Source organism: Mucilaginibacter gossypiicola, from assembly GCF_900110105.1.
GTDB classification, from domain to species: domain Bacteria; phylum Bacteroidota; class Bacteroidia; order Sphingobacteriales; family Sphingobacteriaceae; genus Mucilaginibacter; species Mucilaginibacter gossypiicola.
In genome coordinates, this window is the sequence record NZ_FOCL01000005.1 from 140,681 (window position 1) to 167,138 (window position 26,458).

General features: G+C 41.6%; 22 protein-coding genes, 1 tRNA gene and 1 pseudogene. 10 read left to right on the forward strand and 14 right to left on the reverse strand.

Annotated elements, in window-relative coordinates:
• The first annotated feature begins 16 nt into the window (after window positions 1-16).
• The 5 genes from BMX50_RS18310 to BMX50_RS18330 all read left to right on the forward strand — a co-directional run bounded on the left by BMX50_RS18310 (window position 17) and on the right by BMX50_RS18330 (window position 4,915).
• Complete coding sequence (locus BMX50_RS18310; RefSeq protein WP_091211999.1) at window positions 17-1,198, forward strand: glycosyltransferase family 87 protein; 1,182 nt, start codon at window positions 17-19, stop codon at window positions 1,196-1,198.
• Between the two features lie 279 nt (window positions 1,199-1,477).
• Window positions 1,478-2,446, forward strand: coding sequence for a glycosyltransferase family 2 protein (locus tag BMX50_RS18315; protein ID WP_091212000.1), 969 nt, complete (start codon window positions 1,478-1,480; stop codon window positions 2,444-2,446).
• Complete coding sequence (locus tag BMX50_RS18320) at window positions 2,427-3,233, forward strand: polysaccharide deacetylase family protein (protein ID WP_091212001.1); 807 nt, start codon at window positions 2,427-2,429, stop codon at window positions 3,231-3,233. Before BMX50_RS18315 ends, BMX50_RS18320 begins: the two co-directional genes overlap by 20 nt.
• Before the next feature lie 142 nt (window positions 3,234-3,375).
• Window positions 3,376-3,449, forward strand: a tRNA-Arg gene (locus BMX50_RS18325).
• Between the two features lie 185 nt (window positions 3,450-3,634).
• Entirely contained in the window at window positions 3,635-4,915 is a 1,281-nt protein-coding gene (locus BMX50_RS18330) for a site-specific integrase (RefSeq protein WP_091212568.1), read from the forward strand.
• Between the two features lie 332 nt (window positions 4,916-5,247).
• Here the strand turns inward: BMX50_RS18330 and BMX50_RS18335 are convergent.
• From BMX50_RS18335 to BMX50_RS18400, 14 genes and pseudogenes are all read right to left on the reverse strand, one after another.
• Window positions 5,248-6,282 (reverse strand): annotated as a pseudogene (locus BMX50_RS18335) (aldo/keto reductase).
• Between the two features lie 6 nt (window positions 6,283-6,288).
• Entirely contained in the window at window positions 6,289-6,597 is a 309-nt protein-coding gene (locus BMX50_RS18340; protein ID WP_091212002.1) for a putative quinol monooxygenase, read from the reverse strand.
• A gap of 3 nt (window positions 6,598-6,600) precedes the next feature.
• Entirely contained in the window at window positions 6,601-7,050 is a 450-nt protein-coding gene (locus tag BMX50_RS18345; protein WP_091212003.1) for a nuclear transport factor 2 family protein, read from the reverse strand.
• The gene (locus tag BMX50_RS18350) at window positions 7,050-7,871 is read right to left on the reverse strand and encodes an aldo/keto reductase (protein ID WP_091212004.1); all 822 of its coding nucleotides are present in this window, start codon (window positions 7,869-7,871) and stop codon (window positions 7,050-7,052) included. The genes BMX50_RS18345 and BMX50_RS18350 overlap by 1 nt, the downstream gene beginning before the upstream one ends.
• Before the next feature lie 181 nt (window positions 7,872-8,052).
• On the reverse strand, window positions 8,053-8,499 hold the full coding sequence (locus BMX50_RS18355; protein WP_091212005.1) for a hypothetical protein: 447 nt from the start codon (window positions 8,497-8,499) through the stop codon (window positions 8,053-8,055).
• A gap of 1 nt (window position 8,500) precedes the next feature.
• On the reverse strand, window positions 8,501-9,565 hold the full coding sequence (locus BMX50_RS18360) for an SDR family oxidoreductase (protein WP_091212006.1): 1,065 nt from the start codon (window positions 9,563-9,565) through the stop codon (window positions 8,501-8,503).
• A 10-nt stretch (window positions 9,566-9,575) separates the two neighbouring features.
• On the reverse strand, window positions 9,576-10,316 hold the full coding sequence (locus BMX50_RS18365) for an SDR family oxidoreductase (protein WP_091212007.1): 741 nt from the start codon (window positions 10,314-10,316) through the stop codon (window positions 9,576-9,578).
• Between the two features lie 245 nt (window positions 10,317-10,561).
• Window positions 10,562-11,440 carry a helix-turn-helix domain-containing protein gene (locus tag BMX50_RS18370; protein ID WP_091212008.1) on the reverse strand — a complete coding sequence of 293 codons (879 nt, stop codon included), beginning with the start codon at window positions 11,438-11,440 and terminating at the stop codon, window positions 10,562-10,564.
• Between the two features lie 425 nt (window positions 11,441-11,865).
• Entirely contained in the window at window positions 11,866-12,660 is a 795-nt protein-coding gene (locus BMX50_RS18375) for an inositol monophosphatase family protein (protein WP_091212009.1), read from the reverse strand.
• Between the two features lie 72 nt (window positions 12,661-12,732).
• Window positions 12,733-13,587 (reverse strand): AraC family transcriptional regulator, encoded by an 855-nt coding sequence (locus BMX50_RS18380; RefSeq protein WP_167668001.1) that lies wholly within the window; start codon window positions 13,585-13,587, stop codon window positions 12,733-12,735.
• A gap of 149 nt (window positions 13,588-13,736) precedes the next feature.
• Complete coding sequence (gene ygiD / locus BMX50_RS18385; RefSeq protein ID WP_091212011.1) at window positions 13,737-14,567, reverse strand: 4,5-DOPA-extradiol-dioxygenase; 831 nt, start codon at window positions 14,565-14,567, stop codon at window positions 13,737-13,739.
• A 98-nt stretch (window positions 14,568-14,665) separates the two neighbouring features.
• Window positions 14,666-15,244 (reverse strand): Crp/Fnr family transcriptional regulator, encoded by a 579-nt coding sequence (locus BMX50_RS18390; protein ID WP_091212012.1) that lies wholly within the window; start codon window positions 15,242-15,244, stop codon window positions 14,666-14,668.
• Window positions 15,245-15,276: 32 nt separating this feature from the next.
• The gene (locus tag BMX50_RS18395; protein WP_091212013.1) at window positions 15,277-15,954 is read right to left on the reverse strand and encodes an alpha/beta hydrolase; all 678 of its coding nucleotides are present in this window, start codon (window positions 15,952-15,954) and stop codon (window positions 15,277-15,279) included.
• Window positions 15,955-15,978: 24 nt separating this feature from the next.
• Window positions 15,979-16,539 carry an ester cyclase gene (locus BMX50_RS18400; RefSeq protein ID WP_091212014.1) on the reverse strand — a complete coding sequence of 187 codons (561 nt, stop codon included), beginning with the start codon at window positions 16,537-16,539 and terminating at the stop codon, window positions 15,979-15,981.
• A 308-nt stretch (window positions 16,540-16,847) separates the two neighbouring features.
• Between BMX50_RS18400 and BMX50_RS18405 the strand changes: the two genes are divergently transcribed.
• The 5 genes from BMX50_RS18405 to BMX50_RS18425 all read left to right on the forward strand — a co-directional run bounded on the left by BMX50_RS18405 (window position 16,848) and on the right by BMX50_RS18425 (window position 26,194).
• A complete protein-coding gene (locus BMX50_RS18405; protein WP_091212015.1) occupies window positions 16,848-17,468 on the forward strand; it encodes an RNA polymerase sigma factor in 621 nt (206 codons plus the stop codon).
• Window positions 17,469-17,590: 122 nt separating this feature from the next.
• A complete protein-coding gene (locus tag BMX50_RS18410) occupies window positions 17,591-18,613 on the forward strand; it encodes a FecR family protein (protein ID WP_091212016.1) in 1,023 nt (340 codons plus the stop codon).
• Window positions 18,614-18,634: 21 nt separating this feature from the next.
• Entirely contained in the window at window positions 18,635-22,222 is a 3,588-nt protein-coding gene (locus tag BMX50_RS18415) for a SusC/RagA family TonB-linked outer membrane protein (protein WP_091212017.1), read from the forward strand.
• Between the two features lie 62 nt (window positions 22,223-22,284).
• On the forward strand, window positions 22,285-23,640 hold the full coding sequence (locus BMX50_RS18420; RefSeq protein WP_091212018.1) for a RagB/SusD family nutrient uptake outer membrane protein: 1,356 nt from the start codon (window positions 22,285-22,287) through the stop codon (window positions 23,638-23,640).
• 13 nt (window positions 23,641-23,653) lie between these two features.
• Window positions 23,654-26,194 (forward strand): zinc-dependent metalloprotease, encoded by a 2,541-nt coding sequence (locus BMX50_RS18425; RefSeq protein WP_091212019.1) that lies wholly within the window; start codon window positions 23,654-23,656, stop codon window positions 26,192-26,194.
• Window positions 26,195-26,458 lie beyond the last annotated feature (264 nt).

Here is a 26,458-nt window from a genome sequence, read left to right on the forward strand (position 1 = left end):
TAAAGACCCCTAATCCGTGCAAAAACTTGCTAAGCTTATCACCAACAAACCTTTTGTTTATTCTTTATGGTTTGGCCTAAGTCTATTTTTGGTAATTAAAGGCGTTTTAGCCCATCAGGGGTTTAACAATTACACCATATTTAAATATAACTTTTTAAATACCATTCATCAGCATAACCTGTATGCTTATCAGCCCGAGCATTATTATGACCTTAACCACTACGGGCCGGTATTTTCAATAATCATGGCGCCTTTTTCGATACTGCCCGATAGTATCGGCGTTATTTTATGGGTGCTGTTTAATGCATTTATTCTGTTTAAAGCTATTCAGCTTTTGCCGCTAAAAAAAGATCAGTACGTTATTGTGCTTTTGCTGTGCGCCCACGAGTTAATGACGGCATCGGCCAATGTGCAAAGCAACCCCATGATTGCGGCGCTCATCATATTAGGTTTTAACTTTATTAAACGTGAGCAGGATTTTTGGGCTGCATTGATGATTGCCCTTGGCGCATTTATAAAGCTTTATGGTATTGTTGGGTTGGCTTTCTTCTTCTTTTCTACAAACAAACCAAAGTTTGTGCTGAGCTTTATATTTTGGTCGGTAGTGCTGTTTGTTTTGCCTATGGCTATTTCATCGCCTTCGTTTATCATCCAAACTTATCATGATTGGTATGCCGACCTGGTGATCAAAAATTCGGGTAACCAACATTCGGTAATGCAGGAAATTTGCTTTACAGGCTTTATCCGCAAAGCTTTCCATTATGATGATCTTAAAAATATGTATGTAATAGGGCCCGCGCTGGTGCTGTTTGCGCTGTCGTACCTGCGCATAGGCGCTTATAAAGTTGTGGAATATCAGCGCCTCATCCTTTCGTCGGTGCTGATCTTTGCGGTGATATTCAGCAGCTCGGCCGAATCATCAACCTATATCATTGCTTTTGTTGGCGTAGCAGTTTGGTTTATGAACTTGAACCGCCCGGTAACCGGTTTAGAGATTTTTCTGCTGGTTTTGGCATTGTTGATAACAAGTCTTTCGCCCTCAGATCTTTTTCCATCCTTTATCCGCACCCAGTATATCGTTCCTTATAAACTGAAATCAATACCCTGCTTTTTAATCTGGATTAAAATAATTTACGAAACACTTACCAGGGATTTTGCCAGCGAAAAGAAAAGTGAATTGGCCCCGGCAGCAGTTTAGAGGATTAGCGCTATAAAACAATCCCTCAATGATTATTTTTTACTGTAAAGCCCCGAAAATTTGCAGGTTAATAAATAATTATTATTTATGTTTGTAACAGAAAAGTTACATTTGAGGTATTTTGCACCTTTTGTGTTAAAAACTGATGACGATAGTTACATTTTGTAACAATTTATCGTAAGGTTATTTTATATAAAAGAGTGCTTGAATTTGCAATCAAATATAAGCTTTTAATTACTAATACCGCCTGTTACAATTAAAATTTTCCATAGTATAACTATGATATACCCTGCTGATAAAAAAATCTCTATTGTTATACCTTCTCACAATGAAGAAAAGAATATTAGTTATTTAATTGAGCAACTCCGCGAAACGCTTTCACCCACCGGATATGCCTATGAACTGATATTTGTTGACGATGGTAGCCGGGATAATACCCTGAATGAATTAAAGATCAATGCCGAGCTGCACTCTAATGTTTTTTACGTAGAGCTTTCGCGCAACTTTGGTAAAGATTATGCCCTCAAGGCTGGTATTGCCATGGCCAATGGTAATGCAGTTATAACCATGGATGCCGATTTGCAGCACCCACCCCAACTAATCCTGAAGATGTTAAAGCTTTGGGAAAATGGCTATGATATTGTTTATACCTATCGCGAAGGCGAAAACCCTCATGGTAAAGGGTATCAAAAAGTTACTTCAAAGCTGTTTTACAAAGGCCTTAACATGCTTTCGGACATCAAGATGGAAAACGGTACAGCCGATTTCAGGTTGATTGATGAGAAGGTAGTGAAACAGCTTAAGCTTATTGACGAATACGAGATATTTTTCAGGGGAATAATTAAATGGGCCGGTTACAAGCAAATTGGTGTTCCTTATATACCATCAAAACGGCATACCGGCGAGGCAAGTTATTCCTTCTCAAAACTGGTTAAGCTTGCGGTAGGAAGCATTGTGGCGTTCAGCGCCCGGCCATTATATATAGTTTCGTTAATAGGCTTGTTCTTTTCAACGCTGGCTATTCTGTATATTCCTTATGTGCTGGTGAGTTACTTTTTGGGCTACGCGGTTTCGGGCTGGGCTTCCATTATTGCTACTATAGCTTTTTTTGGCGGCCTTCAGCTGCTTGTAATGAGTGTTATTGGGGTGTATGTAGGCAAAATATTTATGCAGTCAAAGCATCGCCCGCATTATATCATTCGGTCATCAAACGTTGTTATTGTAGATAATGATTTTATTAGGATTTGATGTTGAAGAGTTTGATATGCCGTTTGAGTACGGTAAATCAATAACTTTTGATGAGCAGCTTGAAATTTCAACCAGGGGTACCCATACGATACTTGCTTTACTGAAGCAGAAAAATATAAAGGTCACCTTTTTTTGCACAGCTAATTATGCCATCAATAAGCCGGATATCATCAAACAAATGGTTACCGACGGGCATGAGATAGCATCGCACGGGTATTATCATTCAGATTTTAAAATTGAGCATTTAAGGCAGTCGAAGCTGGCATTGGAGGATATTTCCAGAACTGAAGTAACCGGCTTCCGTATGGCCCGAATGATGCCCGTAGATGAGGCCGAGATTGCAAAGGCCGGTTATGAGTATAACTCATCCATAAACCCAACCTGGTTGCCCGGGCGGTATAATAATTTTGATAAGCCACGTACCTGGTTTTATGATCATGATGTACTTCAGATCCCTGCTTCGGTTTCGCCATTGATCCGCTTTCCGCTTTTTTGGCTAAGCTTTCATAATTTGCCGTTATCGTTATTGAAACGGATGGCTTCGGCAACGCATAAAAAAGACGGTTATCTGAACCTGTATTTCCATCCCTGGGAATTTACAGATTTGCATGATAAAGAAAAGTTCGGTTTCCCGGGCTATGTTTCAAAAAACTCAGGCGAAGCGTTTGCCCGCAGGATAGGCGATTTTATTGACTGGGCAATGGACAACGGTTACACGTTTAGACGGACGGACGGCTTTTGTGAAACAATCAAAAACAAAAACAAACAAGAGCCCGTATTACATTAACAAGCTGTTAAGCAGCTTACAGCAAATCAATTTAGTAATTGATTGTTATTTTCAGCATAATTTTGCATATTTGCACCGCAAAAAAATATTCAATGTATCATGGGTTCGAAACCATGTTTATATTTGTAATTAAGATTGCGATGGTCCTATAGCTCAGCTGGATAGAGCAACAGATTTCTAATCTGTAGGTCTTTGGTTCGAATCCAAATGGGATCACTTAGAAAAAAAGCCGTTTCATACACCAAGAAACGGCTTTTCCTTTGTATAAGGGCACTTTTGAGGGCTCGCCAGATCTTGAATCGACAACCGTCGTATCGTCAAGTTTTACACGTTTTTTTGTTGAATTTCACTAAAAGGTGGTACAAATATGGTACAAACATTTTGGTGCTAAGAAAATCCGTATGGCAACGATTTGTGCAATGGTTTTAAAACACCATTTAAAAAACGATGGGACCTACAATGTGAAAATTAGGATTACCCACAAAAAAGAAAAAAGATACATCGACACTGAACATTTTGTTACGGCGAAGCAGCTTTCAAAAAGTCTCACTATTAAAGATCCTTTTATCAACAGAGTTGTTAATTTGAAGATCGACGAGTATCGCTTGGCAATAAGCAGTATCAGTGAAAAGTTAGACTTTTTTGACGCTGAGGCTTTAAGAAGTTTCCTTTTAAAAAATAACAAGGAAATCGATTTTATAGAATTTTGTGACGAGTATATTGTCAATTTAAAAAAGGTTGGTCGTGGTCCTACGGCAGCTAACCATACGACTGTTAGAAATAGTCTTGTCGATTATTTTGGGAGAAATCGAATTTCAATCGTAGAAATTACAGTGAACATGCTAAGAACCTATGAGCAGTTTTTACGCGGCAGTCGGAAAATAGCAAGGATTAACCAATTGGGGAAAGTAGTTGTTACGGAAAGTGATGGCGTTACGGATGCTGGACTTTACAATTATATGAGGGATTTAAGAACCTTATTTAACGCGGCGAGGGAAAAATATAATGATGAGGATCTTGGGATTATCAGGATTTCTCATTATCCGTTCAATAAATATAAAGTAGGGTCACCTCCGAATACAAAAAAAAGGAATATTTCTATGGATTTGATAATTAAAATTCTGAAATGTAATGTCGCTAAGCATAGTAGGGCAGAATTGGCTAAGGAGATGTTTTTGTTATCGTTTTTGCTTTGCGGAATAAACGCGGTTGACCTATATGATATTACAAAACATAATGTGAAAAAGGGAAGACTTGAATATAATCGCTCAAAAACGAAAGGAAGGCGTAAAGATGATGCTTTCATAAGTATAAAAATTATTGACGAAGCCGCACCTCTTTTAGAAAAATATATCGAAAAGATAAAAGATCGTTATTCATCATCCAAAGGTTTTGACGGGGCTTTAAGCAAAGGCATGAAAAAATTGCGTGAAATAACTGGAATTCCGGAAATAACGTATTACTGGGCCAGGCATTCGTTCGCCAATTGTGCACGGAACAATTGCCGATTTAGCAAGGATGACATCGCACTTGCACTTAACCATGTTGACAATGGTCATAAAATCACAGACATTTATATTGCTAAAGACTGGAAAATAGTGGATGAAGTTCAATTTAATGTTGTGAAGCTTTTAAACAGAGAACTATTGAAAACCAAGAAAGTTGTACTGAGTAGCAAATAAGATTTTAAGCTATTTGTTTGTTCTTTTCAATTAAGTTAAACGAGGATTTTTAAGTAATATAGACTGCTGTTGGAATTTGCTGTACTTCAATTAATTATAGAGATTGTCCAGACAATCAATTGTTTATCAATTTTTATCATACTGGCGAAGTTCATTTAAATATTATTAAACGTTTTGATATGCTCAAGTTAATTAACTATTTATGAATGTTTCGAACCTATATGAGGCGACCGCTATATCCCAATTTAGAATTAGAGTAAAGAAATTTATTATGAAACCAAGAAGGCAGGAATTGGGCCTTCTTGATTAGTTTTCGTTTATTATATTTATTTCTAAAGTTCCGGCGCCGCGTTCAACATGGGAAACCGCCGCTGGTGCCAGTAAGGATAGGCAGGTTGTATTTCGCTGGCTTTGTCCAAACGCTTAACCTGCTCAATTGTTAAGTTCCAGTTTACTGCTTCCAAATTCTGTTTAAGTTGCTCCTCATTCCTTGCACCAATAATGATATTAGCGATTGTTGGGCGTTGCAGTAGCCAGTTCAATGATATTTGCGCAGCAGTTTTACCGGTTTCTTCCACTAGTTCGTCCAATACATCCACAATATTATATAAGCGTTGTTCATCCGCATCAGTGTTCATAACCGGGCTGCCGCCTTGTGCCACGCGTCCGTCTTCTGGCACAGGCTCATCTCTGCGGTATTTGCCGCTTAGTTTACCGCTAGCCAACGGGCTTCAAACAATGGTGCCAATATTTTCTTCGATACCTAATGGCATCAACTCCCATTCAAAATCACGGTTCAGTAACGAATAATATGCCTGATGAGCAATATATTTCGACCAGCCATAACGCTCTGAAATAGACAAGGACTTCATCAAATGCCAGCCTGAAAAGTTAGAGCAGGCGATGTAGCGTACTTTACCGCTGTCAACCAGAGTTTCCAAAGCTTTCAAAGTTTCATAGATCGGTGTGTTAGCATCAAAGCCGTGCATGTGGTAAATATCGATGTGATCGGTACCCAACCTTTTCAAACTATCTTCACATGCTTTGATGAGGTTAATACGTGAGGAGCCGTAGTCATTCGCGCCATCACCCATCGGGAAAGTAGCTTTGGTAGAGATCAATACTTTATTCCGCAGGCCGGTTAGGGCTTTACCTAAGATTTCTTCTGCTGCACCGCCCGAATAAACATTGGAAGTATCGAATAAGTTAACCCCTGCATCAATGCATAAGTTGATCAACCGTGTAGCTTCATCTACCTGCGTGCTGCCCCATGCTTTGAAAAATTCATTGCCGCCGCCAAAGGTTGCGGTACCAAAACTTAAAACCGGAACCCTAAGCCCCGAATTCCCTAATTGTCTGTATTCCATGATTGTTTAGTCTTTGTATTGATTTAAAAAAGTCAAGGATGGGCCGTCACCAACAACTTTACCTTTCAGGAAATTGATAAAGGTTACGGTATGGTCGAAGCCGACATGCGCATCGAAATCTGCCTGCGATTTGAATACTTCAAAGAAAACGATCACGTGTGGTTCTTCTTTTTTCATGTTAAAAAGGAAAGCTTCACAACCGATTTCTTTACGGGTGGCAATCCATACCATTTCCGCTGATGCCAGTACTTCTTTTTCAAAGCCAGGCAGGATCTTAATCTCTGCGGTAAGGCTAATATTATTTGTTGATTGCATTGTTTAGTATTTATTTGAAGGTAAAACGATATTGACCTGGGGGTTGATGATTATGCTACGTTCCAGTACAATGCTTTTAATTAACCATTTTCCATTTTCTCTGAAATAAGATTCAAAGTAACGTCCGAATCCCTGCGTTATAGTTTGCTGCTTTTTATCATCTGTACCAATGATGTAATCGGTCATAAACCAATTGCCCTCAGCATGATAGGTGTCTTTTAATTCAATATCGGGCATAGAGCCTGTATGGGCAGTCACCGTAGTTGCGTGTCTTTTGGAAAAGTTAGCGATCAGTTCCTTGCTGCCGCTGACATGTATTTTTCCCGGCGGGTAATCGAAGGCTACATCATTGGTAAGGCAGGCGGCCAATCCCGGCCAATCTTTGGCATCCAGGCACCTGAAGTACCTTGATTTTAGCTGTTTTATTTCTTCTATTTCTTTTAGCTTGTTCATTATAATCGTTTTAAATAGGCTACCATCTTTTCACGGGTAGCCGGGTCTGGTAATTCACCATCACCGGCGTTGAAATTATCTATGGCATGCGCAACATCGGCTGTTGCCGGAATAACGCATGTTACGGCCGGATGAGAAATGATATACTTAAGAAAGTAAGCGCTCCAGGTTTCGATGCCCAATTCTTCAGCCCATCCGGGAAGTGCTTTACCTTTTACTTTATTGAAAAGATTGCCTGATCCCAAAGGGCGATTGATCAGGGTGGCTACACCCAGATCGGCTGCGGCATCCAATAACCGTTTCTCGGCATGGCGTTCGCTAAGGGAAAAGTTGAATTGCACAAAATCTACTTTTTGCGCACGCATGATCTGTTCAAGTTCCTCATGACTGGAATCTGTATAATGGGTGATTCCTGTGTACCTGATCCGTTTCGTTTCTTTCCATCGCTGCAAAATGGGCAGATGTGTTTGCCAGTCGGTAAGGTTATGAATCTGGATCAGATCCAGCCTCTTGCGCTTCATTTTAAGCATGGAGTTCTCCATTTGACGGATACCTTCTTGTAAGCCCCTTGTCCATACTTTGGTAGCATAAAAATATTGATCTGCGATGTCCATTTGCGAGGTGATGTCACCGATCACCTGTTCGGAACGGCCATACATCGGTGAGCTGTCGATCAGGCTTCCACCTGAAGTGTGCATTTTGTGCAAAACACTTTCCAGGGTTGGATAGGCCTTACTATTGGAAGCATCAAAGGTTTGCCAGGTGCCCAAACCTATAACCGGCAGTTCTTCGCCCGATGAAGGTATGATACGTTTTAACATTTTATGGGATTAAAGAGTGGTCGAGTGCAGGCAATATAAGCTGATGGTAATCGCCTTGTATTGGTTTATTTCCTGAAGTAAAACAGAGAACCAGCAGGCATATTTTCAATATAATAAAGCAACTGCACCATATCAATTCCTTTGAATTATTTTGTGGTTGAACCGAGCGCTTTTCCATGTCTTAATTATTTAACATGCTCACCTTTTCTAACACTTCCTGTTTTTCGATCTCAGCGATGCCCGCTAATGAAACATTGCTCACTATCCAGTCAAGCGCCTCTGATAGTGTTTTGCAGCAGGTGCCGCAAACCCCATAAGCCTTTTCAATCTTTATTTTTTTAGCCTGCTCATAAAACGGATCATCAACTACATTGACGATCGCTTTCACATGCCCCTTGAGTAGACCTTCGTTATCAATCATCCATTGCTTTCGTGCGGCTAAATTTTCCTTAGTCGCTTTAGGCAATGCTGTGTCTATATGAAATAAACGCAGCCAAACGCAATCCTTTCCGCAGTTCAGGTAATCAGCCGAAGCTTGTAACTCCAACTGGTAGTCATCAACGCCATCACGGGAATCGGTAATGGATATGTAAAGAGGATCAATGGTGGTAATTTCCTGATAGGCCATATTACGCGGGAATAATGTTTTGCGCTTTCAGTTCATCGAAAGTGTTTTTAAACGATTCAAAACTTTCGACCTGCATTTCATGGAAACCTGCACGACGGAATTTATTGACATCAAAAAAAGCGTCGGCTTCCACATTAAATATAAAGTCACCAAATGGCCAATTCGCCAATTCTTTCACCGTATGCGGTTTTAAACCGTACTTTTCTACAATACCGGCCCATACCTCTTCTTTGTCGGCCATGTACTCAGCCAGCGGAAAAGTGATCGGACTATCCATGTTAACATTAAAGTAGGCAGCTATCTTAGGCCAGATCTGTTCCCAGCGGAAAATATCACCATTGGTTACATTGTAGATCTGGCTGTAACAGTCTTCATGCAGCGCGGCATACTCCATGCCTTTGGCCAATATTTCGCTGTCGGTGATATTGACCAATACTTTGTAAGCCATATCAGATCCTGGAAAACGAAACGGCACATTTAATTCATTACACAGCGTTTCATAAACCGCGATCAGGTTAGCCATGTTCATCGGGTTACCTACCGCGAAGCCAACCATAATATCCGGCCTTACGGCAGTCCAGCTCCAGGCTTTCCCTGCTGATTGTTTGATCAGGAAGTCTTGCTGGCTGTAGTAGAAGTTTGGCGGAAAATGTCGTGAATCTGTTTCTAAAGCCGGGGTCTTGTATTTACCTAAATGCGCCCCATAAGCTTTACCGCCTTGTATAAAGGTTAAATGTTTAAACCCTGAAGCCACCTTCTCCAATCCTAAAACCAAATTTTGGAGTAACAGGATATTTGTCGCTGTTTGCTCAGCAAGGGTTTGCTTTTCCATGTAAGCAGCATAGAAAACGTGACTTACACCGGCTAACGCGGCTGCATTGTTTTCAACGGCCTGGGCGTCTGTCAGGTCCATGTGAACAAATTTGGCTGTGGTTTCGAAATCCGGCTCACGATAAGAGGTGATAATAACCTCATCCCAGATATCACGGGCTTGCAGATATTTCGCCATATTGCGGCCAACGATGCCATTTCCACCCACAATCAGGGCTATTTTTTTAGTTTGCATTTGGATAATATTAAGAGGTCATATACCAGCCGCCATTCACACTAATGGTTTGACCTGTGATGTAACCATTAGTTGCTAATAACAACACTACATCAGCAACTTCATCTGGCTGACCAAAACGGCCTATGGGGATGAGGGTTGGTTTGATATTGGTATTGCTTTTCAGCATGTCTGTTTCGATCAATGCGGGGGCTATCGCGTTGGCAGTTATGCCGCCGTGTTTAGCCAGCATAGCAGCATAAGAATGTGTTAAACCAATTAATCCGGCTTTTGCCGCCGCATAATGTGGGCCGATAACACCACCTAACTGCGCCGCCACCGAGGAAAAGTTGATGATCCTGCCGTAATTCTTTTCGATCATTCCGGGGATGGCTAGTTGCGTAGTTAAAAACGCCGAAGTTAAGTTGATGTCCAATGATTGCTGAAAATCGGCAAGGGTTACCTCAGCAAGCGTTTTTGTTGGATTGATTCCGGCATTGTTGACCAGGATATCTACACTACCTGCGACTTTTCCAATTTCTTCAAAAAGCTGTTTAACTGCAGCTTCGTTGGAAACATCTGCCTGCAATGCAACAGCTTTTCCGCCTTCTGCTTCAATTTGTTTAACGATTGCTTCCGCTTCGGTTTTACTTGAATTGTAGTTCACGATAACTGTAGCGCCTGCTTTAGACAGGCTAAACGCAATGGCTTTACCTAAGCCTTTCGATGCACCAGTGACCAAAGCGACTTTATCTTTTAATGAAGTTTCCATAGCTATTATTGACGATACAAAAATACTGATGGAACGAAATTCACCGTTAGAACCTTCGGTACGAATATTGGTACATTTGGTACTTTGGTGATCACTTTAAAGTCATGTATCTGTACATGTCTTTTGAAAGCGTTGAATATTACTGATGAAAGAGTATTACAAACTGTTTGAAGATAAGCGAAGAAGAAAGCTCCCTTAATAAATACTCTACGCCTGACAGGAATAAGAGTATATAGGAGCTAATGCTACCAGTTTTGGAATTGATCGCACATCTGTTTTCGATACTCCGCGGGCGTATGACCAGTTTGTCGCTTAAATTGCCGGGAGAAGTAGGAAAAATCCTTAAAACCCAAATCGTCACTAATTTGGCCGATGGGCTGGTCACTATGCACCAATAACCTTTTTGCTTCGAGTAGGATGCGGTCACGGATTACTTCGCCAAGCGGCTTTCCGGTGACCCGTTTACAAATTTCATTTATTCTGTGGGCAGTCAAGTTCAATTTATCTGCATAGAAACCAATTTGACCTTCTTTTTCAAAATGATCTTCAATTAATTTTTTTAATTGCTTATACCTTACAACATTGGAAAGGTCACGGGCTGACGGAGTATCTACATCTATCAAGCGCTGTATCCTGTTTAGAAAGACAAACAATAAATTCGAAATTATAAACGATGACTTTTCAGGGCGGACGATTTCGTCGAGCATAAGATCAAGCACTGGAACTAATTCAGTTACTGCACAATTATCTAATTTAAATGAAGGACTCGCGTAACTGTTATCCAGAAATCCAAATTCTTTGATTGCATCTCTATTGGGGGTATTTAACAAAAGGAACTGCTCAGTAAAAGTTATAGGAAACCCTTTTACGGATTCTGCCTTATTCATAAGGTGCAATTGACCCGGAGAAATGAAAAATAACATATTAGGTTCAACGGTTACCCGGTGGTAGTCGATGACATTAGTTGATGTGCCCGATGTAAGCCACATCACTTCATAAAAGCTATGCTTATGAGGCCAAAGTAATTTCGGCGGACGCTGTAAACATTCAAAGCGCTCTAACATAAAATGACTACCAATTGCTTGAAATGAGGGGAAATCAGATATATTGTACGTTGGAATCATTACGCAAATATATTTCTTTTAGATTATAACATTTGTTGCTCTAAAAACAAGGCCAGTAATCGGCCCTTTAATAAATTTTCCTATCAATAAAATTAAGCTTATTCAGCAATGACAATTACTGGTTTTTCTATGATACCACCTTTCGAGACTTCGGTATAAACATCTTTAAACCGATTGAAATAATAAGTTCTGCCTACCACTTTTTGATCCATTTACTTGCGTAAACTGAAAGCTTTTCCAATAATTCAGTAGAAGGTTTTTTACATCAGCAGTTTATATTTTTTCTCGAAAACAGGTTGGTGAAAAAGAGCTAATGATCTCTTTCGACCTTGGGGCGGTACTAACATATAGCGAAGATTGTTTCATAATTGCTATGGAAGCAACATTTAAAATGATGTTTTATTTTTATGATCGATGATCATAGTTTAGGCTTCCTCAAAAAAGCCTGGTGGTAAAGCCTGAGCGGTTACTAATAAACTTTCTGCTCCCCAGGTCCATTCAGCACCTTGCGCGGTTAAAATTAACGCGCCGGCTTCCTTTGCAATCAGTATCCCTGCCAGCCAATTGTAGGTATCCAATCCATACTGGAAAAAAATATCGATACGACCAGCCGCGATTGAACATAGCATAAGGCCAAGCGGGCCATAGTTTCTTACAGCGCCAAAAGTGGTCAGCAGTTTTTCAATTGATTTACCAATTACTTCATTTAAGCCTTCAAACTTATTTTGAAATGGCGGATGGTTAAAAGTAGCCAACATGAGCGAAGCGTCAGCCTTTATTGTCGGATGGATCGCTGTATCGTTCAGGAACGCGCCCTCACCGGCCACTGCCCAAAACATTTCGTTATCCAATGGGTTATAAACAGCTGCAAAGTAAGGCGCATTATTTCTAACCAACACCAGATTAAATGTCCAGCCAGGTAAATGCTGCATATATTGTACCGCACCATCCATTGAGTCAAATAGCCAGTATTCAGGAACTGAAACACCGCTTTTCTGGCCCTCCATATCAAACTCGTCTGTTACCCAGGAAATATCCGGGTAGGTTGCGGTAAGGCTATTTTGAATGCTGTGAAGTGCTTTATTTTCGATCTCCGCGAATAAAGAACCCAATGTTTCTGCATCGCCCGGAATGGGACTACGTTTGAAACCGCCTAAAAAAGAATCTCCAACTATTTTGAGTTGTTCCAGGATATAAGGAACGTTTATCTGTGTTTGCATAATTTAAATTGTTTATGCAAAGGAACCGGATGTGCGTGTTTGAAAATAGTCCCATTTCCTGAAGTGATAGTCTTAATCACGGAATTTTTGCCTGAACTGCAAAGGTGTCATTCCGCTGACTTTTTTAAACAATTTGCCAAAGTAAACGGGTTCATCATAGCCAGCCTTGTAACCTACTTCCTTAACGCTTAATTGAGTGAAAAACAATAATCTTTTAGCTTCAAGGATAGAGCGTTGCTGGATATGATCTGAAACAGTGTTGCCGGTCATTTCTTTGATCGTATCGTTTAAATGGGCAACAGAGACAGCCAATGCCTGTGCAAATTTGGCCGGTTTTTTCCATTCGGCGTAATGCCGGGAAAGCAAATTTTCAAATGATCTGGTAATTGTTAGCGGCCTGCTGATTTGTCTGTTGGATTCAATTAATGTGGTCTCCTCTCCGGCAATCAATAATTCTAATGCGGCGTTCAGCAAATTGCAAAGAGCCTTGTGATTGTTAGGTTGTTTCTGTACTGATTCCATCAAGGTTAATAGGGTCTTTACCTGTTGAAAATAGACAGAGGTATCATTAAATGATTTTGAGCGGCTAAAATACCGGCTTAAATTATATTGAAGATCTTCGTCAATCGCTGCCGGATCAAATTCAATAACCCAACCGGCAGGTTCTTTGAAATCAGCAATTTGGTGTACTACACCGGGCATGATCAGTAAAGTGGTACCAGCTTCCAGTATTGTCTCTTCAAAGTCCAAAATAAATCTCACATACCCTTCAGTCATTACAACTAATGTAAAATGACTGTCCCTGTGAGCAGAAAAAACATCGTGCTCGGTTTTATCTCGGCCCCGCTGCATATTCTGGACTATTATTCCCGCTTTAGCTAAGGGCGAGAGATCATATTGGTTTACATGATGAATTGACTTTTTCAATCCCCTAAAATAACGTTAAAGAATAAACTTTTGATAATTGATCTTAAGGCGATACCTAACCCCGGGTTTTTATTCGAAAAATATTTAAGGCATTAAAAAACTACCGCCATGTTTACCGCAGGTTAGCTTGTTAATTATACTAACAATTATCAACCAAATTTTACAGAGGTCATGGTTAGTGAACCACCTACTGCCTTATCATTAAAAAAAGATACCGGGTCATTACCACCGGCACCCAGCGTGTACATTAGCGGCAAATAATGCTCTGGCGTAGGGATAGCTAATTCAGCCTCCCGGCCAAGGCTTTCGTAATTGAGCAAGGGCTGATAATTACCATTGGCGATAAGATCCTTGAACTGATCATTGATCTTCAGGGCCCAGTCGTAGCCAAATTCCGGCTGCTGCATTTTATCCCAGGCAACCATCCGCAGGTTATGCACCATGTTGCCGCTGCCAACAATAAGTACACCTTTTTTACGTAAGGCATGCAATTGTGTAGCTAATTCAAAATGGTATTGCGGGCCTTTGGTATAATCGATGCTCAACTGTAACACCGGGATATTAGCCTCAGGGTACATATGGCGGATGATGGTCCAGGTGCCGTGGTCCAGGCCCCAGTCGTGATCAAGTTCTACATTTGCCGAGTGAAGTAAGGATTGGGTTTCTAACGCTAAAGCCCGACTGCCCGGTGCAGGGTATTGTACATCAAACAATTGTTGCGGAAAGCCACGGAAATCATGAATGGTTTGTGGGAAATCCATAGCGGTGATCTTGGTGCCTCTGGTAAACCAATGGGCCGATATCACCAAAACCGCGGCCGGGGTCGGGATCTCCCGGGCCATGCTTTTCCAGCGCCTTGAAAATTCAGTATCCTCAATGCCATTCATAGGTGAACCATGCCCTATAAATAAAGCAGGCATTGTATACCCGGTTTCTTTTAAACTGCTGGTGAACTTATTGAATGATGCTATCGTTGTCATGTTATTGCTTTTATGAATACACAAATATCGGTTTGCCTGCAAACAATCTGTTTGATGCAGGGTAAGAAATCGACTTGATGTATGTTAAGTAAAATTAGCTAACTGAAAAGCTGTTTTCTGATGCGGCTCAAGCTTTCGGGCGTTATACCAAGGTATGAGGCGATATAGATAAGTGGGATACGGGCTGCTATATGCGGATGCTCTTTGATCAATTGTTGGTAGCGCTCTTCGGCATGTTCACTTTGGGCAGCGTTGTGCCATTGCTGCAGGCTAACGTAAGCCCGCTGAAAAAGCTGTCTGAAAAACCGCTCCAGTTGCGGAATTTGTTCATAAAGCATTTCAAGGTCATGATGAGCTAATAATAAAACCTCGCTATCCTCAATAGCCTCAATATTAATGTTCCCTGCCGATTGGCTTACAAAACTACAAAGGTCGCCTATCCAATGCTCTTCCACAACCAGCTGCACCACATGTTCGGTTCCTTCCTTATCTACGGTATAGGAGCGTAGTGCGCCTTTTTCAACAAAATACACATACCGGCTTACGTCGCCTTCCATCAGCAAAGCTTTCCTTTTTTTTACAAACTTCTTGCTCAGTTTGCTTTCTATCACTGCAAAATCATCCGTAGTGATGCGGGCATATTTATTAAGGTTATGGAAAAGCTGAGCGGAGATCATGGCGGCCGATTAAGCCACCAAATTAACAATTATCAGGCATTATTTTGAAGCCATTGCAGCAGATCTGCCAGTTCCTGCTCGCCGGTGGTGTGCCCCATTTGGTATTCATGATAGGTTACATCTGTAACCAGTGCCTTAATATAGGCACTGGCTTCATGTGCGTAAGCTAATGGAAGCACGTTATCTTGCGTACCATGGGCTATAAATATCCTTAATTGCTTTAGGGCCGGTGTAATGTTTATCAGCGGTTTTACTTCGGGCAATAAACGGCTGCTTAAAATAAAAATACCTTTAAACACCTGCGGGAAAGTTAAGCCGGTACTGTAAGACATGATGCCGCCCTGGCTAAAACCGCCCATATAAATATTGGCAGTATCGATATCGTAATTCTCAATCAACTGACCAACAAAGGTGGTCAATGTCAACCTGCTTTGTTCGGCCTGCTCTGGATTAATAACAGGTTTGCCGCTCGAAAAATCTACCTGGAACCAGGCGTACCTTCCGGAAGCCATTGTATAAGGTGCCCTTGCTGATACTACAATAAAGTTTTCCGGGAACTTGCCGGCCAAACGGAACAGGTCATCTTCATTACTGCCTACACCATGTAACAGTATGATCAAACCGGGATGAGGAATGTTTGCTTCGCGGATTTTATAATTCAGAATCATTTCCATATACGAGTAAAGATAAGCAGGTATGCGTTCAGGCATACCTGCGGATTAAAACCACTTAATTTATTTGGCCATAATTTGGTCCATATACGTTTTATTATCCCAAAACAGGTGCTCTTCGGTCATTACGCCGTTTTTCCAGATCCCGATGGTAGCCATTGGGATGCTGAATTTTTTGCCGGTTGGCTGAATAAACTTACCGCCGCCAATAGGCATAGGTTTGGTAAAAGTACCTTCAAATACACCGGTTACGGCGGTAAAATCACCCGAACCGAAGCGGATAGGGTGCTGTTTGATACGGGTGTCGGGCGCATAAACAAACAGGGCTTTCATATCTTCAATATGTTTAGCCAAACCTTTGGTTACATGCCCGTCGGGCCAATACACTTTAATATTTTGCCCATGGCTTTCATGAAAACGTTGCCATTGCTGGTTGCTGAAAACAGTATAATCCAGCGTGTCGAATTTATTCAGGTGTTCCTTTACAAGTTTATCGGCAGCAGCAACGCTCTTAAGTTCGGATTGCATTTTAGCAATTTCCTGTTTGGTTTGTGCCTGGCTGTTAGCTATAAAGCCTGTTGTTATAAGGATTACAATTGCGGCTGTTTTGAATACATTTTTCATTGTTGTGATATTTTTAATTGTCGTTATTGACATCACAAAAATGAGCGGAATTTAAATGATCGCGTTTGACGTAGGGTAAGAAATACGTTTGATGTATGTTAAGCAGATTGTATATCGATGCTTGCTAACACACAACGGTTCCCATTAGCTTAATTAGATTATTTATTGTTTGAATTAAAAATGAATGCTTTTATTGAAATTAAAAAACGTTTGCTGATGATATTTTTTGATTAACAATCAATAAATATTAGGTTTACAGTCAATTTACCTATTGATAGCATTTTGTTTTAATTGCGATACCCTAATAATTGCCCAGTAAATTGAAAATAGGTGGTGTAAACGAAGTTTATTTATGGTCTGAATATTTAAAAGGCGATGAAAATTCTTTTAAGCATATCTATGAGCTATACTCATCTCCATTACTGAGGTATGGTTTCAAATTTACGCAGGATGAAGACCTCATTGCCGAAGCCGTACAAGACCTTTTTGTTAAACTTTGGAAAAACCGTAAAACCATAGGCGAAACCCCGTCTGTAAAAAACTACCTTTATAAATCGTTCCGTAGGGTGCTTATTGAAAAGCTTCAGTTTTCGGCACGTACCATCGCTTTTCCTATCACCGACGAAATTATCCAGTTCAATTTTGAACTGGGCCACGACCATGTTTTGATACGCAAAGAAAGATTATCACAATTACAGGCATCGCTGGAGAAAGCCCTTTCCCAAATGAGCGACAAGCAACGGGAAGTAATCTATCTGAAATATTATGAAGATATGTCGTACGAAGAGATTGCCGAAATGATGGATATTACTACTAAAGGAGCATATAAATTATTATACCGCGCCTTAGATAGTCTTCGTGAAAATTTAGGCGGATTTACAATGCTTCTCTTGATTTTAGTTTTCCAAAAGCTAAAAATGCCCTGGTGATTTTACTGAATTTTAAAAGGTTTACTGATGTTTTTTTGAAAAAAATGATCTTTTTTGAAAAAAAATGGAAAACCGTGGGGTAAAAATTTAGATAGCACCGTATATAGGAGCAGAATTGGTTGATGATGGATGTAGATTTTTATAAAGATTACACGTTGGAGGGTTTTTTGGGCGATGATCACCTTATAAAATGGGTGAAATACCCGGACGAAGAAAACTCCGAGTTTTGGATAGCTGTATTAAATGCCTTTCCTGATCAAAGAGGTAATATTGAAGAAGCTGCCGATGTTATACGTATACTTAATAAACAGGTACAGCCTGATACCACCGCATTGGCACAGCGGGTTTGGCAAAATATCGAGGGGGATCTTCAGTTAAAATACAATTACCAAACCCGCCGGGTTCTTAAAATGTGGACCCGTATTGCCGCCTCGGTATTATTGATCCTGGGTTTTGGTTTTGGAGCATATTATCTGCAGCAAAATTCCATGAAGGTTTTTCATGCAGATTATGGTGCGCTGAGGTCTTTAACCCTGCCGGACGGATCAGACGTTGTGTTGAACAGCAATTCAGAGATATCTTATCCGCAAAAATGGCATAACGGAAAATCGAGAGAATTATGGATGAAAGGCGAGGCGCTTTTTTCTGTAAAACATATTGCCCGGAAAAACATCATATCCGAAGCCGATTCATTCAGGGTACACGTAGGCAATTTGCGTATCACTGTGCTTGGTACGCAGTTTAACATAAAAAACAGGCGCAGCACCACTGATATTTTGCTTACCCGCGGAAAAATCAGGATAGATTTTAACGACCAAAGCCATCGCCCGGTTTACATGGCCCCCGGCGAGTCGGTACATTATGATTCTGTAGCTAACAGGTTGGATCACATAAATGCCACAACCGAAGCGGCAACTGCCTGGACACAACGTAAACTTGTTTTACAGGGTGAAGCGTTAAGTGATATAATACACGTTCTGGAAGATAATTATGGATACCAGGTAGTTTTGAAAGATCCGGCCCTTGCAAAAAGACAGCTAAAAGGTACCATCCCGCTAAATAAAAAAGCTGATCTGCTTTTCGTGATCAGAAAGGTATTTAATGTAAATATTGAACAAAGAGATAATACCCTTATAATTTATTAATAACTGTTAAACCCCACATCAATGAAGAAAAATTTACTTGTTCTTCTAATGCTCTATGCATTTAATTTAATGTGCCCGTCTTCGTATAAAGCGTTGGCACAGAGCCGGCAAAGCCTTGAAACGGCGCTAAAAAAAGTTGAAAACGTTTACGGCGCGAAATTCGTTTACGAAAAAAATCTGCTCGATAACAAAGTAACATCGTACCAGGTACGGGACAAAGGTGATGTACCTATAGAAAAGGTTCTTAAAGAACTTTTGTACCCGCAGGGCTTCCTGTTTTTGTATGTTGAAAAAAACTATTATACCATTATTAAAGACAGCCGTGATAAAACCCAATTGCAGGATAATACGGTTCAGTCGGTAGTTAATTTAAAAGATGGAAGACGCACCGTGTACGGCAGGGTGGTTGATGAAAAAGGCATCCCGCTGCCGGGCGTAAGCGTTATTCCCGACGGTACACATGCGGGCGTATCAACCAGCAGTGATGGTACCTATAGTGTTACGTTCGATCCGCAAATCCAGAATATCCGTTTTTCGTTTGTAGGGATGGCCACGCAGATCATACCCGCTACTACGGATAAAATTAACGTAACCATGGCGATTGAAGCAAATGGTTTAAAAGAAGTTCAGATCCTTTCTACAGGTTACGAAAAAATCCCTAAAGACAGGGCGACAGGTTCTTTCGGCTATATCAACGCTAAAGAAATTGAAAAAACACCGTCAATAAACCTGATGGAGCGGCTACAGGGAAAAATAGCCGGCGTTAAATTTGATACGCGAAACAATACTATCCAGATCAGGGGTCAGAACAACTACGGTACCAGCGGTGCGCAGGGGCCTTTAATTGTGGTTGATGGCTTCCCGCTTATCAGTGAACAAAGCGGTGATACCCAGGCCCTCACCAAGCTGGGCAATAACACAACATCCGTTTCGTCGGTAATATCAAGGATCAACCCATCGGATATTGAATCTATCACTTTTCTGAAAGACGCGGCGGCGGCATCAATATGGGGGGCGAAGGCTGCAAACGGGGTTGTGGTTATTGAAACTAAACGAGGCAGCAAAAAGGCGACAACCGTAAATTTCGGATCGGCAGTTAGTGTTTCTGCACCGGCCGATCTTTCGCAGCTAAATACCATGAACAGCGCGCAGTACATCGGGCTGGAGCAGGAGCTGTTTAACAAAGGTTTCGTTACCGATCCGGCTTCATGGTCTACCGGCTATTATAAATTTAACCCGAATCAAAATACAAGCGACGCCCTTGAATGGATGTTCCGCGTAAATAGGGGCACCGCTACAGCAAGCCAACGTGATTCGGCTTTGGCCAAGTTGGCCGGAAATAACAATTACGCACAGATCAAAAAATACCTGCTTCAAAAAGCCATTACACAACAGTATAATATCTCGTTGTCTGGCGGGGGCGATAATACTACTTACTATGTATCGGCCAATTTTACAAATGACAGGCCAGTATATAAAAGCAATTTTTCGCGCAGCTACAACATTACATCCAATACCAGTACAGATTTTTTTAATAAGCGGGTAACGGTTACAACCGGCCTTAACTTTAACAGTACTTACAGTAAAGCAAACTTGGCCGCTGCCACGGCATTGGGTAAATCTATTTATGGTTTGCGCCCTTATGATATGCTGGTAGACGGCAACGGCAATAACATTAACAGGTATATCCAGTTCCGCCCGAATGTTATTGACAGCCTCACCAACAAAGGCTACCTGCCCTGGACGTATAATGCTATTGATGAGCTTAATTATTCAAATATCATTACCAAAGAAAACCGGGTTAGAGCCAATGCAGGCATTAAAGTAAAAGTTTTTGACTGGCTTGATGTAAATGCTCTTGGTCAATACCAGAATAATATCAGCGATCTGTCTAACGAAGATGAGTTGAACAGCTATAACACGCGTACCTTATTAAATACCGCTACAAGTTCGCTGGCAAACGGTAACCTGGTTTATGGCATACCGCTTGGCGGTGTTTTAAGGAGCACTAACTACTCTGGTTATGATTATTCGTTCCGCGGTTTGCTTAGTGCACATAAAATATGGGATAACATACATCAGCTTAATGTTATAGCGGGTGCCGAAATAAGGGAAACCAACAGCAAAAGCTACGGCCAGACCCGCTACGGATATGACGACCTTACCGGCATTTCACAAACGGTTAACCCTACCACTTATTACCAAACCATTTACCCTTACCAATCATATATCGGCGCGGCCGATAATATCATAACCCGTAGCAAAAAGAGATACCTTTCGTACTACAGTAACGCCGGATATACTTTGCTTGATAAGTATACCGCCAGCGCGTCTGTTCGTTTTGAAGATTACACCATGCTGGGCGTATCGGCAAAGGATAGGGGTAAACCTTTGTATTCTGGCGGTTTGAAATGGAATGTTAAGCGGGAAAAATTTATGGAGCCTGTAGGCGTTATCAGCGACTTAGACCTGCGCCTTACTTTGGGCACCGGGGGTACCATCCCATCCACCGGTTATAACAGCACTGTAATAAGCATAAACGGTACAGATTATTACACCGGGAAACCTTACGCCAGTGTTTCGTCTCCGCAGGATTCGCAGTTAAGCTGGGAAACTACCCGCCAGTGGAACGAAGGTATTGATCTGGGCTTATTTAACAATCGTTTAAATTTGACGGTTGATGTTTACAGCAAAAAATCGTTTGGTATTTTATATAATATGCCTTACAACGCAACCTACGGCTGGTCAACATTGTTGCGCAACGCGGGTACTTTAAGCAGCCATGGTGTTGATGTTACAATTGCCGGCAGCCCGGTTAACCATAAAGACTGGGGCTGGAACTCCAACCTTACATTTGCTTATAATACCAATAAGGTTACCGATTCGCGCTTAACGCAATCTACCAGTGTAAGCATCGTTAGTTCGAGCACCCCAACCGTTGGGTACCCTACAGACTACCTGTTTGTTTATCGCTGGGCGGGGCTGGATAATACAGGCCAGTCGCAGATATATGATAAAACAGGCAAAGTTATCAGTTCAACCATAAGCAGCAATGCTGCCGGCCTTACATCTGCCGATCTTAAATATGCCGGTCGTAAATCACCTCCATATTTTGGCGGCTGGAGCAACGATTTCAGGTATCAAAATTTTACACTGAATGTGATGATGAACTATTATTTCGGAGCTAAATTCCTGAAATATTCGGTAGGCAATTATCCAACGTATGTAGGTACTTATTTGGGGGTTATCGGTACGCAGGCAGATTTAGCCAACAGGTGGGAGCAACCGGGCGATGAGGCTAAAACAAATGTTCCGGGCTTATCTGGTATAAACTCAAACAGCATTACCCGTTACCAATACTCGGATGCTTTGGTGAGAAGTGCCGATCATATCAGGCTTACCCAATTATCATTAGCTTATAACATTCCGGCCAACCTTTTAATGCGTACGCCATTCAAATCGCTGTCGGCCAGTTTCAGCGCGCGTAACCTGGGCATTATCTGGAGGAAGAATAAAGACGGGATCGATCCGGACTACGTAACTACCAACAGCTATAATAATTTACCTCCCGCCAAAAATTTTGTATTAGGATTTAACGCGTCATTTTAAAATATTTTAATACAAAATCTGATAAGGGAATCATCATAAATCACATCCTAAAGTAACGATAGATGAAAAAATATATATTGGGTTTAATCACCATCACCGGCCTCCTGGCCACTTCCTGCCGCAAATATGTGGAAGTTGATCCGCTAAGTAACTCGCGTATCATTAAGTATACCACAGATTATCAGGATTTGTTAAACAATACTTCGGTATTTGAATATAGTTACCTGTACCCGCTGTACTCATCAGATGATGCCGGGATTGATAATGCCACTCTGCAAAATTCAATGCTCCCGCAGCAATACCTTACTTACCAATGGGCGGATACACGCCTCGGGATCACCGATATTGATGTTGACTGGGAGCGTCTTTACAAACAGATATATACCTGTAATTTGGTAACCGATGGTGTAATGAGCAGCACAGGCGGCACAGCCGTTCAAAAAACCGCGGCACTTGCCGTAGCAAAGGTGCATAGGGCGTATGCTTATTTAACACTTGTTAACCTGTACGCGGCGCCGTACAACCCGGCCACAGCAGCAACAGACCTCGGCTTGCCACTGTTAACCACGTCATCTTTGTATACAAGCCTTAAGCGGGCATCTGTACAGGATGTGTATGCGCAAATAATTAAAGACCTTACTGAAGCCCTGCCCGATCTGCCCGATCTGCCTGTTTATAATTCTGACCCGTCTAAAGCGGCTGCTTATGCCTTGCTTGCCGAAGCTTCATTATACAAACGCGATTTTGCGAGTGCAGGCAGTTATGCTGATAAGGTACTGGCTTTGAAAAACACGCTGACCGATTTGAATACTTATGCGGCTGCCCCAAGTACCCTGCCTAAAAAACTTGCAGATCCGGAAACCATTTTTTCTAAACTGGTAAGCGGTAACTCTTATTCATCTATAACCCTGAGCAGCGACCTTTTAACACTGCTTGGTACCAGCGATCTGAGGTATACGCTTTTTACAGGTAATGCCAACCCTGCCACCTACGGCAAGATCTACTATCGTCAGAATTACACTAATGAAGGCGTGTATATTGGGCCTAACGTACCCGAAATGATGTTGATAAAAGCTGAAAGCGCGGCACGTGCCGGCGACGTGTCAGCTGCCGTAAACGAGTTGAATACCCTGCGTAAAAAAAGGTTCAAGCCAGCAGATTATGTGGATTTGACCGCCACCAATGCTGCAGATGCGCTTACGCTTGTTATTAATGAGCGCCGCCGTGAGTTGTTTGGCCGCGGTTTCAGGTGGTTTGACATGAGGCGCTTAAACCAGGACGCGGCTTTTGCCAAAACTTACACCCACACCTTTAAAGGTACAGCTTATACCCTCGAACCTTATAGTAACAGGTATACCTATGCTATCGGCACTTATTACATCACCCTTAATCCCGAAATAGTTCAAAACCCGAGATAATTAATTGATAATAATGTTCAAAACAACAAAAAGAGCCGGCATTTTATTTGCCTGTGTTTTATTGAGTGCCTGTTCGGTATTTAAAAAACACAAACACGCAACCCATGCCACGCCAGGAGCCAACGGACCGGCAACTGATTCAACGCGTAAACCACCTGTACAGATAAAAGCTTATAAGGATGTAATTAAAGGTAAAGTAAGTACCCAGAAGGGCTTGATCACCGTACACCAGATAGATGATAAATTTTATTATGAGATCCCCTTCGCTTTATTTAAGCGGGATATCATGATCCTTAACCGGATCGCCGAATCGTCGTCGATCGTCAGGCTTTCTAATAAAAGCGATGGTTATTCTGGCGACGGTATTGGTGGAAATATCATCAGGTTTGAAAAAGGCCCCTACAACAAGCTTTTGATCCGTAAGGTATATTTTTTCGAAAACGATCAAGACTCTACCAAATCGATGTATAAAGCGGTAAAACGCAATAACTTACAGCCCATAATCGCATCGCTGCCAATCGCTGCTTTCAGTCCGGATTCGTCGGCGGTGGTAGTTGATATGACCCAGATTTTAAATACTGATAGCGAGCTGTTTTATTTCGCGGAATCTATTTATAAGCAGTTTATGCACATCGGTGCGCAGGTAAACGATAAAAGCTATGTGAAATATGTTCATAGCTATCCTGAAAATGTGGAGATCAGGGCAATTAAAACCTATGGGATTGCCGGCGCAACATATGGCGGCAATATAACCATGGAATTAAATTCATCGATGGTTGTATTACCCGAAAAGCCGATGAAGTCCCGTTTGGCCGACGAACGCGTAGGTTATTTTACAGACAGTTACATCGATTATGATGCCAATCCCCAAGGTGTAAAAGATGTAAGCATGGTTAGCCGCTGGAGGCTGGAACCCAAACCTGAAGACCGCGAACGGTATCTGCGCGGTGAACTGGTTGAGCCTGTTAAGCCTATTGTATTTTATATCGATCCGGCAACACCTGCCAAATGGGTACCATACCTTATTAAAGGTATTAACGATTGGAACGTAGCCTTCGAAAAAGCGGGTTTTAAAAATGCTATTGTTGGCAAAGTGGCGCCGACTGAAAAGGAAGACCCCGACTTTAGTATTGAAGATGCCCGTCACTCGGTTATCGTATACAAACCTTCGGTGGTAGCTAACGCGGCAGGGCCTCATATTTCAGATCCACGCAGCGGCGAGATCATGGAATCGCATATCGATTGGTACCATAATGTAATGAACCTTATCCATAACTGGTATATGGTTCAGTGCGCGGCCATTGATCCGAAGGCACGTAAAATGCAGTTTGATGATGAACTGATGGGCCAGCTTATACGTTTTGTATCATCGCACGAAGTTGGGCACACGCTTGGTTTGCGTCACAACTTTGGTTCATCTTCAACCGTTCCGGTAGATAGCCTTCGTAACAAGGCATGGGTGGAGGCTCACGGTCATACACCATCAATAATGGATTATGCCAGGTTTAATTACGTGGCCCAGCCGGAAGATAACATTTCTGAAAAAGGTATTTTTCCTCGCATTGGCGATTATGATATCTGGGCTATTCAGTGGGGCTACCGCTGGTTTCCCGATTCAACCAGTGTTGAAACTGAAAAGCAGGTGCTAAGCAAGTGGACAACTGAAAAGTCGCGCAATAAACGATTATGGTTTGGAAGCGAAACCAACAGGATCGACCCACGTACGCAAAACGAAGACTTAGGTGATAATGCTATGATAGCGGGCGGATATGGCATCAAAAACCTGCAACGGATATTGCCTAATCTTGTACAATGGACAACAGAACCCGCCGAAGGTTATAATAACCTTGGTGAAATGTACGGCGCTGTTAACAGCCAGTTTGACCGCTACCTCATCCATGTTTTGAGGTATATAGGTGGAAGGTATGAAACACCGAAACTGGCTTCGCAGCCGGGTCCGGTATTTGAACCTGTTTCACGCAAATTACAGCTACAGGCCCTTGATTTTTTCAATACACAGCTTTTTGTAACGCCAAACTGGGTGCTCGAAAAATCGATAATTGATAAATTGAATGTTAACCCAATGGTAGTGATAGGCCAAAGGCAGGATGGCGTTTTATCAAACCTGTTACACCCTGCCACTATTGGTAAGTTATTATCGGCACAAACCATGTATGGCGGTAAGGTATTGCAGGTTGATGAATTTTTTGACCTCATGCAGCATTACATATGCAAGGAGTTTTACTCAGGTTCGGCTAAAAATATTGATATATACCGCCGTAACCTTCAGAAAATGTATACCGAAAAACTGATCACCATGGCTTTCCCTGTTGCTGATAAGCCAGGCGGGAACAACAGCCAGGTTAACCGTCAAAATGATGTTATGCCTGCCACGTATATTGATGCTGCTTCAATAGCCCGGGTAAAATTGAACCAACTGGATGAACTGTTAAAGCAAAATCAGGGCAGGTTCAGCACACTTGAAAGCAAAGCTCATATAGCTGACCTGAGAGCGAGAATTAAAAGGGCGTTTACTAAAAGCAACAATGATTGATCGGTTTAATGCCTGTTAAATTTAAAGCAGGCAGCAGGCTTTAAAACTCCTTGTTCTTTTAGTAAATCATTTGTTAAAATGATAAGTTTAGTTAATAGTTAAGCGGCTTTCTGTAGGAGCAGAAAGTCGCTTTTTTTATTTATAAAATTTACTCGGAAGCTTAGGCCTGAAGTGAAATTTGGCTGCTTTAGGATCAGTTTGCGAGTTATATATTCCTATATAACTGATAAGCTTTTGCGTTGATACGTATTTTTCTTTTACTTT